This is a genomic window from Pedobacter sp. P26, assembly GCF_050632135.1.
Classification (GTDB): Bacteria; Bacteroidota; Bacteroidia; order Sphingobacteriales; family Sphingobacteriaceae; genus Pedobacter.
The window spans coordinates 1,511,236-1,524,971 of record NZ_CP192574.1 but is presented as its reverse complement, the minus strand read 5'-3'; the positions used below and the strand labels follow the sequence as shown (position 1 = coordinate 1,524,971).

At 37.7% G+C, this 13,736-nt stretch carries 11 protein-coding genes and 1 pseudogene; 4 read left to right on the top strand and 8 right to left on the bottom strand.

Annotation, left to right across the window (positions count from 1 at the left end; all coding sequences use genetic code 11):
- Position 1 precedes the first annotated feature (1 nt).
- From ACQ86H_RS07140 to ubiE, 7 genes and pseudogenes are all read right to left on the bottom strand, one after another.
- Positions 2 to 885: pseudogene (locus tag ACQ86H_RS07140) on the bottom strand (NAD kinase).
- Between the two features lie 9 nt (positions 886 to 894).
- On the bottom strand, positions 895 to 1,557 hold the full coding sequence (locus ACQ86H_RS07135) for a CBS domain-containing protein (RefSeq protein WP_138818068.1): 663 nt from the start codon (positions 1,555 to 1,557) through the stop codon (positions 895 to 897).
- Positions 1,558 to 2,322, bottom strand: a complete 765-nt coding sequence (locus ACQ86H_RS07130) for an alpha/beta fold hydrolase (RefSeq protein ID WP_138818069.1) — start codon at positions 2,320 to 2,322, stop codon at positions 1,558 to 1,560.
- A gap of 183 nt (positions 2,323 to 2,505) precedes the next feature.
- Positions 2,506 to 2,952, bottom strand: coding sequence for a GatB/YqeY domain-containing protein (locus tag ACQ86H_RS07125; RefSeq protein WP_138818070.1), 447 nt, complete (start codon positions 2,950 to 2,952; stop codon positions 2,506 to 2,508).
- Positions 2,953 to 3,080: 128 nt separating this feature from the next.
- On the bottom strand, positions 3,081 to 3,839 hold the full coding sequence (locus ACQ86H_RS07120) for an SDR family oxidoreductase (protein ID WP_138818071.1): 759 nt from the start codon (positions 3,837 to 3,839) through the stop codon (positions 3,081 to 3,083).
- Between the two features lie 88 nt (positions 3,840 to 3,927).
- Positions 3,928 to 4,725, bottom strand: coding sequence for an outer membrane beta-barrel protein (locus tag ACQ86H_RS07115; protein WP_431294288.1), 798 nt, complete (start codon positions 4,723 to 4,725; stop codon positions 3,928 to 3,930).
- On the bottom strand, positions 4,722 to 5,453 hold the full coding sequence (gene ubiE, locus ACQ86H_RS07110) for a bifunctional demethylmenaquinone methyltransferase/2-methoxy-6-polyprenyl-1,4-benzoquinol methylase UbiE (RefSeq protein WP_431294287.1): 732 nt from the start codon (positions 5,451 to 5,453) through the stop codon (positions 4,722 to 4,724). Before ubiE ends, ACQ86H_RS07115 begins: the two co-directional genes overlap by 4 nt.
- Positions 5,454 to 5,709: 256 nt before the next feature.
- Here ubiE and yihA point away from each other — a divergent pair, with 256 nt between their 5' ends.
- From yihA to ACQ86H_RS07090, 4 genes are all read left to right on the top strand, one after another.
- Entirely contained in the window at positions 5,710 to 6,333 is a 624-nt protein-coding gene (yihA, locus tag ACQ86H_RS07105; RefSeq protein WP_138818073.1) for a ribosome biogenesis GTP-binding protein YihA/YsxC, read from the top strand.
- A gap of 109 nt (positions 6,334 to 6,442) precedes the next feature.
- Positions 6,443 to 7,300, top strand: a complete 858-nt coding sequence (locus ACQ86H_RS07100; RefSeq protein WP_431294286.1) for a UbiA-like polyprenyltransferase — start codon at positions 6,443 to 6,445, stop codon at positions 7,298 to 7,300.
- A gap of 103 nt (positions 7,301 to 7,403) precedes the next feature.
- Entirely contained in the window at positions 7,404 to 9,107 is a 1,704-nt protein-coding gene (locus ACQ86H_RS07095; protein WP_138818075.1) for a M3 family oligoendopeptidase, read from the top strand.
- A gap of 917 nt (positions 9,108 to 10,024) precedes the next feature.
- The gene (locus tag ACQ86H_RS07090) at positions 10,025 to 12,451 is read left to right on the top strand and encodes an outer membrane beta-barrel protein (protein ID WP_431294285.1); all 2,427 of its coding nucleotides are present in this window, start codon (positions 10,025 to 10,027) and stop codon (positions 12,449 to 12,451) included.
- 3 nt (positions 12,452 to 12,454) lie between these two features.
- On the opposite strand, the gene ACQ86H_RS07085 is transcribed toward ACQ86H_RS07090, so the two are convergent.
- Positions 12,455 to 13,672, bottom strand: coding sequence for an MFS transporter (locus tag ACQ86H_RS07085; protein ID WP_431294284.1), 1,218 nt, complete (start codon positions 13,670 to 13,672; stop codon positions 12,455 to 12,457).
- Between the last annotated feature and the right edge of the window lie 64 nt (positions 13,673 to 13,736).

The following is a 13,736-nucleotide window of genomic DNA, read 5'->3' as shown; positions in this document are numbered from 1 at the left end:
CTTAGTAGTTACGGGTATCAATGCCCCATAATAATTTATTCCTTAACGTATTCAAGTAGGTTTCATTATTAAGGCGGATCAGATTTATGCAAAAATCTGCCTTTTTTATGCTGATTTTAACCGAACGCTCTACTGTTACCGTGCGGCTATCGCAGGAAACGAGGAATTTTGATTCCCTGGCTTCTACCTCAAAAGAGAGGGTATTGCCATCAGGAACCACTACTGGCCTAACATTTAAATTATGTGGTGCAATGGGCGTAATTACAAAATTTTTCGAGTCGGGATAGATAATCGGCCCTCCGCAACTCAATGAATAAGCTGTAGATCCTGTCGGGGTGGCAATAATCAATCCATCTGCCCAGTAGGAGTTGATAAACTCTCCGTTCATAGAGGCGTGGATAATCATCATGGCCGAATTATCGCGACGGTGAATGGTGATATCGTTTAATGCAAAGTTTTCTTCGCCAAACAAATGGTTATCCGATTCTAAAGTTAACAGCGAACGGGAATCTAATGTATATTCTCCATTGCTTAAAGCCTTTAATGCCTGTCCGATTTCATTTTTATTGATACTGGCCAGAAACCCTAAACGGCCAAAATTGATCCCGATTACGGGTATGCCAGAATTGCGGATCAACGATAAGGTATCCAGTAAAGTCCCATCACCCCCAAACTCAACAGTACATCAGCATGGTCTTTAAGTTCGGCATGGTTGTGAAAAATGATTGTATTTGAAGGCAGTTTAATTTTGCCGTGAAGAGATGTTTTAAATTTAGAATATAAAAACGGGCTGGATACTTTTGCTCGGCTCAAATGATCGAAAACCTCCTGAACATAGGGCAATACCGTATCATTAAAATCTCTCCCGTAAATTGCAATCCTCATAAAGTAGGTTTATACATTTAAATAATTCATGAAAGAATCGTAACGCTCCTGCGACCCATCATCAATCTGGGTATTATTATATACTTCTTTCACCAGGTAATCATACCTTTCGAAAGAGGCTACCAATGAAGTAATTTCTGTTTTATTTACTTTGAGCGTTACTTCCAGACGTGTAGAGTCTTCGAAAGAATTCACATAAGAAGAGAGTACCTGAGCATTATCAGCTTCAACAATCTGCGCAATATGTGCCAGAGAATTATCACGGTTACTAATCTCCAAAACTATAATGCCACCAGGTTCATTTACCGCATACTGTTCGGCAATAGCATTTACCATACTATTGATTGGAATTAAACCAGCATAATTTTTCTGCTGATCTAAAACCGGAACAACTGTTAATTTTAACTGGCTGAATAACCTGATTACATCATAGGTATGTGCATTATTCAACACGAAAACATTAAGGGTGTTTACAGCACTATCGCTTAAAAGTGTATCGTGATTGTCAATATTTAATAAATCATCTTCAGAAACCAAACCCAATAAAGTTACCTCGTTAACAACCGGTAAATGCTTCAGTTTAAAGTCGTTCATACGATCTAAAGCTTTCTGCACCGTGTCATCAGTTCTTAGTGACGGAATTGCATCTGATATGATTTCTGCAGCAAACATTTATTTTAACAATATTCTATCTAAAAATTTCTCTAAAAATGCATTAAATATCTGTGGGTGTTCCATCATAGGCGCATGCCCACACTTATCAACCCAATTTAATTCTGAGTTCGGCAATAACTGGTGGAATTCTTCTGCCACTTCCGGCGGAGTAACCTTATCATTTTTGCCCCAGATTAAAGAAACCGGTATGGTAATTTTCGAAAGTTCTTTAGCCATATTGTGGCGTATTGCCGATTTTGCCATGGTTAAAATACGAATAACCCTTGATCTGTCGTTAACTGTTTTAAAAACATCATCTACCAGTTCTTTGGTTGCCGTTGCCGGATCGTAAAAAGTAAATTCAACTTTTTCCTTAATATAATCGTAGCTCTCTCTACGTGGGAAAGATCCTCCAAAAGCATTTTCATATAAACCAGAACTACCTGTAAGTACCAGCGCTTTAACAAATTCCTGATGAGCAACGGTAAATACTAAACCTACATGGCCACCAAGCGAATTACCCACAAGCACTACCTGGTTTAAATTTTTATATTTTAAAAAGCGATGAAGATATCTCGACAATGCTTTTACGCCCAATGTTAAAATTGGCAGATCGTAAATTGGTAAAATCGGAATAATTACACGATAGCGATCTTTAAACTGTTCGATAACCAGTTCCCAATTGCTTAGTTCGCCCATCAGGCCATGTAGCAATACCAGTGTCTCGCCTGTTCCAGCTTCAATGTATTTAAATCCGTCCTCTTCTATTATCGGGTAAGTCATATATATTCTAGATGGTATTGTGCTACTAAGTTAGTAGAGTAAAATTAAATTTATGCATTTATATCCCATTTTTTCTGAAATAAAACCAAAAACGGTATAAAAACGTCATTTGCATTGCGTAGAGCGATAAGCGGCCAGCGATTATTAACCTTCTGCCTTACGCCTTTATTCCCTCTACCTCAATTAAGCCAGTTTTTCTTTAACAATCTCCGCAATTAATTTACCATCTGCTTTACCAGCCAGTTCTTTGTTTGCCATGCCCATTACCTTACCCATATCCTTAACCGATGTAGCGCCAGATTGTTTGATTACCTCCTCAATAATTGAGGCAACCTCTGCCCTATCTAACTGTTTTGGTAAAAATTGATTAATCACCTCAATTTCTTCTTCTTCTACCTGATACAAATCTTCGCGATTTTGTTGCTTGTAAATATCAGCAGATTCGCGGCGTTGTTTAATCAGTTTCTGAAGGATTTTGAGTTCAGCTTCTTCCGTAATTTCTTCTGAAGATCCTTTCTCTGTTTTTGCTAAAAGTAAGGCAGCTTTTATTGCTCTTAAACCTCTTAACTGTGCATTGTTTTTAGCCAGCATGGCTTTTTTTATTTCCTGATCTATTGTGTTTGATATCATTTCTTTTAATCGGTTAATCGTTGCTGGGTTAACTGGTTAATCGTTTAAATTGGTTAACTGTTCAGTTAAGTTAATTGTTTAATCGCAGGATTGCTAAATTGTTAACTGCAAATTGCCAACTGAAAACTTTATACCCTATTTATAATTGTTGCGGTAGCCTGTGCGGTAGGCATAATCAGCATATCGTTAATGTTAACATGCTTTGGCCTGCTCACAACATACCAAATGGCATCTGCAATATCGTCGGCAATTAGCGGCTCCAGGTTTTCGTACACCTTTTTCGCCCGATCCTCATCACCTTTAAAACGTACCACCGAAAATTCGGTTTCTACCATACCCGGATTAATTTCTGTAACCTTAATGCCGTGGGGTAATAAATCGATACGCATGCCTTTACTCAAAGCATCTACAGCATGTTTGCTGGCACAATATACGTTTCCATTTGGATAAACTTCTTTTCCTGCGATAGAACCAATGTTAATAATATGGCCCGATTGATTTGGGATCATCCAGTTGGAAATAATTTTGGTTACGTAAAGCAAGCCTTTCACATTGGTATCAATCATGGTGTCCCAATCGTTGGTATCACCTTTATCAATGGGATCTAAACCCTGGCTCAAGCCTGCATTGTTAATTAAAACATCAACCTTTTTCCACTCTGCAGGCAAAACTTCTAATGCATTGGTAAGACTTTCTTTTTCGCGAACATCTGCAAAAACCTGTTTAATCGTAATGGCATATTTGTCTTCTAAATGATGTGCAATTTTAGCCAGGCGGTCTTCTCTGCGGGCCAATAATACCAGGTTATAACCTTGTTGGGCAAATGTATGTGCACAAGCTTCGCCAATACCAGAAGTTGCACCTGTAATTAATGCGATTTTAGACATTTTTATGAATTTTAGGTCCAGGTAATCCTTTAAAATAAGGTCTTGATTTACCTATAACAACAAAGGTAAGTTTTTTTGGATTGCAGGACTATTGAAAAATCAAACTGAACGTTAATTGACGTAATTTCAACTTATCTATCGGATTGGCGTAAACAGTATTATCATGCTGAAGCAAATCGTTGGCCGAATACGAAAGTTTTATTTCGGGCGACATTTTAAAATACTCGAAATAAATATCGAAACCAATACCTGTTTCGTATGACAGGTAATTTCTTTTATTCTTTAAAAACTTATTTACGGCTGTTTCTCCTTCATCGAAGGTTTTCTTTTTCGAAGCTATATCTATAGAATATTTAGCACCACCTAACCAATATACCCTAAAATTATTCAGCCGGTTCGATTTTACCTTTATGCCTAATGGAAATTCGAACATCGTAGCCTGAACTTTTCTGTCTACCACGGTTTGGAAGTTTTTTGTTTGCCCGTTGCCTACGTCAATCGGCGCCATTGGCTCATACTCGTAAGTGACTACCCTATCGCTAAAAATTAGGGAGGGTGTTGCCCTGATATCAAAGTTATCAGAGATCATTCTATTCATTACAAAACCCAATCCAAAACCTTGAGATGGCGAGCTGGAAATAGCATTTAATGTTGAGGTAACCGGAATGCCTGAATTTAGATCGTAAGATGGATCCAGAGAATTTGGCACTTCATAAAAAGGCGATCGCCAATTTGGCTTTTTTAGGATTTTGTATTCGGCCGAGATATACTGAAAATTAAAACCAAAACTCCAATCTTCATCATCTATTCCGCCACCCCAATTTTGTGCAAAGGTGGTTGTAGAAACCATAAAAAGTGAAAGAATGAGGCTTAATTTTCTGATCATTTGGTTCCTACATATATCGAACTTATTCCAAACGTTAAAATTCTTTGTTTGGTACTTTTAAAGCCAACTTTTTCCATCAGATTAGTAAAATCTTTCCCGTCTGGAAAAGCTGCTACCGATTCTGGCAAATAAGTGTAGGCTCTATGGTCTTTAGAAAAGAGTTTTCCAAAAAACGGCGTTACCTGTTTAAAATAAAAACTATACAATTGTTTTACAGGAAAAACCTTTGGTTTTGAAAATTCGAGTATCACCATTTTCCCATTGGGTTTTAATACCCGGTACATATCGGTTAATCCTTTTTCCAGATTTTCGAAGTTACGCACGCCATAAGCGCAGGTAATGGCATCAAACGTATCATTTTCGAAATGCAGGCCTTCAGAATCGCCTACCTGAACGGTAAAAACTTCGTTTAAACTACGCTCGTTAATTTTCTTTTTAGCTACTTCTAACATGCCTTCAGAAATATCAACACCAGTTACCTTCTCCGGATGAAGCTTTTTAATGGCTTCAAAAGCAAAATCGCCAGTTCCAGTAGCTACATCAAGCATAATCCTGGGTTGGATAGAAATTAATTCTTTAATGGCTTTTTTACGCCATAATACATCAATGCCTAAAGAAAGAAAATGGTTTAAAAAATCGTAAGTGCCAGAAATGTTGTTAAACATGGTTGCAACCTGCTCTTTTTTAGTTGCATCTTCTACCTGGTATGGAGTAATATTCTGATTCATGATATGGAGCAAAGATATAGAAAAGAGTTTGCAGTTGGGAGTTTAGAGTTTGCAGTTTAGCGATTGCCTTAAACTTTACGAATCGCTGACGACAGAGGTATTTATCGATCAAAGTAAACATTAGCGTTAGTTTGCAATTGGGAGTTGAGAGTTTGAGTATAACGATTGTATTAAACTTTACGAATTGCAAACGGCGGTAGCTATTCCCCTCCCAACTCCAAACGCCCAACTCAAAACTAATTGTTACCTTTGTACTATGATTATCAAAACGGCAACATTTGTTTGCAGCAACACCCAGGTTTCGGCACTACCGGTACCAACTATGCCCGAATATGCATTTATTGGTCGCTCTAATGTGGGTAAATCTTCATTAATCAATATGCTGGTTAATCAACATGGGTTGGCCAAAACCTCGCAACGTCCTGGAAAAACACAGTTGATTAATCACTTTTTAATTAACGAAGCCTGGTACATTGTCGATTTACCGGGTTATGGTTATGCCAAGGTTTCTAAAACCAGCAGAGAGAAATGGGAGAAATTTATCCGCGCCTATATCACCAAAAGAGAAAGTTTACAATGTGTTTTTGTTTTGATAGACAGCCGTTTAGAACCTCAGGGAATTGATATAGAATTTTGCTATTGGTTAGGTGAAAAACAGATCCCGTTTTCGTTAATTTTTACCAAAGCTGATAAACAGGGCATGACCACCACACAGAAAAATGTAGCCGCTTTTAAGAAAAAATTAGGTGAGTTTTTCGAAGAGATTCCTTCCACCTTTATTTCTTCTGCTGAAAAAGGAACCGGAAAAGATGAAGTTTTAAATTTCATTTATGAGGTGAATAAAGATTTCGTGGTTCCGACAGATTATAAAAAGTTTTAACCAGTTTTCAGTTCGCAGTGCACAATTTTCAGTTTAATATTAAAAAAATCTGTGCAATCAAATAATCTGTGTAATCGTCCCCGATGGGAAATTAATCAGTTCTAAAAAAATGAAAAAATACTTTTCACTCGTATTATTCGCTCACTCCGTTTTTGCGCTACCATTTGCTATGATTGGTTTCTTTTTGGGCGTAACTACAACAGAAAATCCATTTTCCTGGTATAAACTAATTTTAGTTTTGCTGTGTATGGTTTTTGCCAGAAACTCGGCCATGGCTTTTAACCGTTATCTCGACAGAAACATTGATGCAAAGAACCCGCGTACCAAAATGCGCGATATCCCTGCAGGTAAAGTTTCAGCAAATGAAGCATTGATTTTCGTTATCGCCAATTGTGTTCTTTTCGCCATTACCACCTACTTTATTAACCCGCTTTGTTTCTATTTATCGCCAGTGGCTTTGTTCGTGGTTTTGTTCTATAGCTACACCAAACGTTTCACTGCGCTTTGCCATTTGGTATTGGGCTTAGGCCTGGCGCTTGCTCCTATTGGTGCTTACATTGCCGTTACCGGGCATTTTGCACTGGTTACTGTGCTCTACTCTCTAACAGTATTATTCTGGGTAAGTGGATTTGATATTATATATGCCTTACAGGACGAAGAATTTGATCGCGAAGAAAAATTACATTCCATTCCATCGGCACTTGGCATTAAAAATGCTCTGAATGTTTCAGTGCTGTTGCACATACTTTCAGCTACTTGCGTAATATTGCCGGTATTTTTTACATCTTTTAGTTGGGTGTATTACGTAGGTATTGTGTTTTTCTGTTCGATGTTGATTTATCAGCATTTATTGGTAAAACCGAACGACATCAGCAAAGTAAACCGGGCTTTTCAAACCTTAAACGGTTATGCATCGGTGGTATTTGCTGTATGTTTTTTAATAGATGCATATTTGAGACATAAATAAATGAGTGAATGAGTTAATGATTGAATTTTGAATGAGAGAATATACCATTGCGCCATAACCATTCACTCCTTCAATCATTCTCTAATTTTAATAATTAACTATTATGATAACAAAGAAACCCAGAACATATATCCCTCAGGAATTAACCATTACCTGGGAAAATTTAGCACCACTTTTTACTGAACTGCAAAACCGTGAGATTAACAGCACAGCTGAGTTAGAGCAATGGTTAAAAGACCGTTCTGAGCTGGAGGCGGCTTTGGAAGAAGATTTCGCCTGGAGATATATTAAAATGAGCTGCGATACCGCAAATGAAGAACTGGTTAAAAATTTTCAATACTTCGCGACCGAAATAGAGCCAAAAATTTCTCCGTTAGCCAATGAATTGAACAAAAAATTTGTCGAAAGTCCGTTTATGGATGATTTGGACAAAGAAAAATATTTCGTGTACAGTCGCGCCATTAAAAAAGCATTGGAGCTTTACCGCGACGAAAACATTGAACTCTTCACTGAACTTCAGGTAAAACAACAAAAATACCAAAGCACTACAGGCGCCATGAGCGTTGAGCTGAATGGGCAGGAATATACCTTGGAGCAAGCCTCGATCTTTATTAAAGATTTAAACCGAGAGGTACGTGAAAATGCCTGGAAAACGATCCAACAACGCCGTTTGGTTGATAAAGATGATTTAAACATTTTATTTGATGAGCTCATCAGGCTACGCAATCAGGTAGCTTTAAATGCTGGCTTTGAAAACTATCGCGATTATATGTTCCAGGCCTTAGGCCGTTTCGATTATACCCCACAGGATTGTTATGATTTTGCCAGCGCGATTGAAAAGGAAATTGTTCCGATTTTAAAAGAACAGGCTGAAAAACGCCGCGAAGCATTAGGTCTGGAAGTATTAAAACCCTGGGACCTGGAAGTGAGCATCAGTGGCAAACCAGCTTTAAAACCTTTTAACAACGGTGAAGAACTGATTGATAAAAGTATTGCCTGTTTTAATGCCATAGATGAAAAATTAGGTTCAAAATTGGCGACCATGAAAGCCAATAACCTTTTTGATGTGGAGAGCAGAAAAGGTAAAGCGCCCGGCGGTTACAATTACCCGTTAGCCGAAACCGGAGCACCTTTTATTTTCATGAATTCGGCAAACTCGTTGCGCGATTTAACTACCATGGTTCACGAAGGTGGTCATGCGGTACATACCTTTTTAACAGCAAATTTAGAGCTAAACGACTTTAAACATTGTCCATCTGAAGTTGCTGAGCTGGCTTCAATGAGCATGGAATTGATTTCTATGGATAATTGGGATGTTTATTTTGATAACGCTGAAGATTTAAACCGTGCTAAAAAAGAGCAGTTGGCCGATGTTTTAAAAACTTTACCATGGGTGGCGGTAATTGATCAGTTTCAGCACTGGATTTATACCAACCCTAACCATACAGCCGCTGACCGCGAAGAAACCTTTAAACAGATTTTTAACCGTTTTGGTGCTGGTTTTGCCGATTGGACGGATTTAGAACAACAATTTGGAAATGGCTGGCAAAAACAACTGCATTTGTTTGAAGTTCCTTTTTATTACATCGAATATGCAATTGCCCAGCTAGGTGCCATTGCCGTTTGGAAAAATTATAAAGAAAACCCTGAAAAGGCTTTAGAACAATACCTGGCTGCACTTGCATTAGGTTATACCAAGCCGATGAACGAGATATATGAAACCGCGGGCATCAAATTTGATTTCAGCGCAGAATATGTAAAAGAACTGGCAGGTTTTGTTAAAACAGAACTGGAGAAACTGGGATAAGGCAGAAATTTTTGAGATATAAGGCTTTTTCCCCTCAAAGGATTATTAATAAGAGTCGTGGTAAATGCCACGACTCTTTTGTTTAATAACCACAGATAAAAAGGATGAACACAGATTATATCTGATTTACTCCTAGTTCTGGTCTTAGCGTCTCGCTAAGAGACTGAAGTTTAATTCTTTTATCGTGGCGTAGGGATGTTGTAAAGACGCTTCGACTCCGCTCAGCATGACAAACCGAGGGAGAATTATCAATTCGCCTTGGCATCTCGCTAAACTTTTTTTGACACTGAAACATAGAAGGCACCGAAATTAAGTAAGAATGAAGAACCTTAATACACTAAAATGTTTTTTTGTAATCAAAACTGATGTTTCATCTGCAGTACCTAAATAACAGACCTGATGGAAGTGAAAATCCCTTTTGGGTATTGGAAAATTATTTTTACCAACTATTTCCCAAAAGGATTGTAGCGTACAGCAGGACAGAACCCTGGCTATGAAATACAGACGCTGCTCTCCAAAAAAGAGTCTTTAGTACCAATCACCATAACCGCATCTTATCTGGTCCTGGCGTCTTAGTTCTTTCCAGGGAAACATAAAATACAGATTTTGTAATAGGCTCTTCGACTCCACTCAGCGTGACAGCCCGAAGGAGAATTATTAACTGGCCTTAGCATCTCGCTTAACTTTTTTGCCATGGAAACACAGAGGACACAGAAACTAAGATTATTTAAAAAGAGGCTATTACAGCAAATGCTGAACTTCTGTTATGTACCAATACTCATGGACTATAGCATGTAAAAAAATGTTAATTAGGTTAAACATTGTTAAAATCTACCGATTAATGTAACTGATGATCTAGTTTCGTTTAATTCCTAATCAGATAAAAGGAAAAACCAATCATCAGATCCTAATTAACAATGAAACTATTCGCTCCATTCTTTTTAATACTTAATTTATTTTGTGCCAATCTGCTTTATGCCCAAACCGTAAAAATCCATGTTACTGGAACGGTTATCTCTAAAAGCAACACAAAAATTTTGGCTACGCTCATATTTAAAAATGCAACAGACTCTTCCTTTATCAAAACCGTGACAACCGACGAACAAGGGAATTTTATATTGGATAATTTCCCATCAGGCAAGTGTACACTAGAAGTTAAATCACTTGGTTATAAAACTCTTTTAGAAACGCTGGAGCTGAAACCGAACAAAACCAATATCAATTTAAGTTTTACGCTACAATCAGATATAAATGAACTGGAAAGTGTCGTTATTGCTGGCCGCAAGCCTTTAATAGAACGCCATAGCGATAAAACGGTGATGAACGTAGAGAGCAGTATTATTTCAACCGGAAATACTGCACTCGAAGTGCTTGCTAAAATGCCCGGCGTAGCGGTTAATCAGGATGGAATAATCAGTATCAGAGGTAGATCTGGTGTCAATGTGCTTATTGATGGAAAAACGACTTATTTATCGGCCGAACAATTGGCTACCAGATTGCGCTCATTAAATAGTAACGAAATAAAAACGATCGAACTGATTACCAGCCCATCTTCTAAATACGATGCTGAAGGAAATGCAGGCCTGCTCAATATCAAGCTAAAAAAGAATGCGAACTATGGTACAAACGGAAACATAGATTTAGGTTTAGGCTATGGCAAGAATCCAAAAAGCGATGCGGCGATATCCATTAACCATCGAAACAAGAATCTTAACATTTTTGGGAACTTCGCTAACAACAATAATAAAGCCACCGAAAACCTGGACATTTTGAGGGTAGTAAATGGCAGTGATCAAAATACTTATTTCCATCAATCTAATACACAGACCAGATCCACACATAACAACAATTACAAAGCTGGGATTGACTATTTCGTCAACGAGAAAAACACTTTAGGTTTCCTCACTACAGGTTATTTTAACAATGGTCACGATGCGTCTAATGGCCTAACTGCTATAGGCCGAAGTTTTACACAGATTGATTCATCAATTGTTGCTGATAATCCCGCAAAGAATAAATACCGTAACCAGGCTTACAACCTCAATTACAAAAGTGTGATCGATACCTCAGGTCAGGAATTATCGATCGATTTAGATTATGCGAAATACCATAGTGAAGAAAATACCATTTACCAAAACTCCTTTTTCGACCAAAGTGCTTCGATGTATAAATCACCTGCCATCTTTCGAAATGCCACCCCTTCTCTTATCACAATCAAAGCTGCGAAAATTGATTATGCACTTCCGCTTAACACCACTACTAAACTAGCCATAGGTTTAAAAAGCAGTTGGGTAAGTACAGATAATGATTTTCGGTTTGAAAACCTAACCGGAACAGCTTGGAAGAATGATGCGGGCAGAAGCAACCATTTTATTTACGAGGAAAATATAAATGCTGCTTATGCCACCCTAAAGCACGAATTTAAGTCGACCAGTGTAGAAATTGGTTTACGAACGGAGCAAACCAACTCTAAAGGCAATTCCATTAGCGACAATAAGACTGTAAAGCGTAGTTATTTTGATTTTTTCCCAAGTTTTAACATCAACCAAAGTTTAAATCCTAATCATGAAATCGGTTTTTCATACAGCAGAAGGATAGACCGGCCTGATTACAAATCACTCAATCCCTTTGTTTACTTTGTTGATCTATATACTTTTAGTCAGGGAAATCCTTTTCTTAACCCGCAGTATACCAATTCTTTTCAACTGGCATACAATTATAAAAAAACATTAAATATTTCATTGGGATACAGTATCACCAACAACTTAATTATTGATGTTTTGCTACCAGAAAACGAAAAGAAAACACTGTATCAAACCGTTCAAAACCTCGATAAACAATATGCCTACGATGTAACGATTGGCTACCCTACAACCATTACCAAATTCTGGAGCATGGACAATACACTTACCAGCACCTATAACCAGATCAAAACCGCTAACCTAGGTGATGGTGTATACGACAGAAAGAAAGTAAATTTTATGATCAACAGTAGTCACAGTTTTACGCTCAGTCCGTCAACATCTGCAGAACTTTCAGGAGAATATGCCTCTTCGCAGATTTATGGCACTTATGCCATAAAACCTTATTATGGAATAGATTTTGGAATCAAGAAATCGTTCTTCGATAAGAAACTCAATGTTAGATTTGCTGCCAACGATGTTTTCGACTCCAGAAAAGCAAGAATCAGCAGTGCACTCTCGGGTTTAGACTATAACCTCACGCAAAAACAAGAGAGCAGGGTTTACAGGTTAAGCTTCAATTATATTTTCGGCAGCAGCAGTATTAAGGGAACCCGCGAACGGAAAACAAGTGTAGCAGACGAGGAAGGCAGAATTAAATAATAGTTATCCTTCTTCTTTTCTTCTGAGTTTCAAAATAACAAACATCACTAAAACTGATATTAAGATCATGATCAGATAACTGTAGCTCAAGTTACGTTCATCTTTCGCAGGAATCAGGTTTACCACTCCGTAGCTTAAAAATGAAACAATTACGTAGGTAATCCCTCCCGTTAATCCACCTGCAATACCTGCATTCTTAGGGAACTTGCTCAAACAGAAAGTGAAGTAATTATTAAAAGTAAAGCCTGCTCCTACATGGATTAAAAAGGCAAAGAAAATTAACGACCAGATGTTAGAAACAAAATTTAAGCTTATAATCATCATAATTACAAATGCTACCTGAAACAGCGAGTTGATCATTAATCTTTTAAAGAAAGGTCTGTTAATGGTAGCCTTCCCAATAAAGCCTCCAACCATCCATGCAAAACCTAAAAACAATGAGCTGTAACCTGCAATAACCGGCGAAAAATTAAAGTGATGCTCAATAATAAACGGACCGGTCATATTGTAAACCATCACCATACAATAGGCTAAACCCAACATTACAATACCCAATGTAAAACTCGTTGTTTTAATCATTTCGATATAAATCCCTGTTATTTTCTTCAACTGAAAATCGGTAAAATGTTTTAAAGTTTCGCCACTGAACAACAACTCCAGTACCGCAAAAACCAGTGCAAAACCTGCCAAAAAATAAAAATTAGATTCCCATCCAAATGCTGTTTGAAGATAACCACCAATAAAAGGCGCTACGATTGGCCCGGTAGACCAGATGATGGAAAACAGACTGAGGTAGTGTTTTAACTGGTCGCCTTCGAAGAGATCGACAAAGTATGCCCTTTTCGCTACCACAATTGCACCAACAGTAAGTCCATGAATAACGCGCATTAAATAAATGAGGTAAATGTTATGTGTTGTGGCAATAACAATACTAGCCCCAGCAAAAATCAATAACGCATACAGGCAGATCTTATACCTGCCAAAGCTATCGAGCACGCTCCCGATAAAAAGTTGCGAAACACCATAGCTAATTAAAAAGATACTTAATGTGAGTTGAACCTGAACACTGCTTACCTGCATTTCGCCTGCCATTGTTGGTAAAGAGGGGATATAAATATCGGTAGCAAAACCCGACAATGGAATTAAAGCAAAGGCCAGTATGGTAGCTAAACCCTGGTTACCTTCTTTGATATATTTTATTTGTACTGTGTTTGAATTCATATTCATTACTGTAATCGTTAAAAATATTCCAATCAAACATTAATTTAAGAGCACTTATTTACCT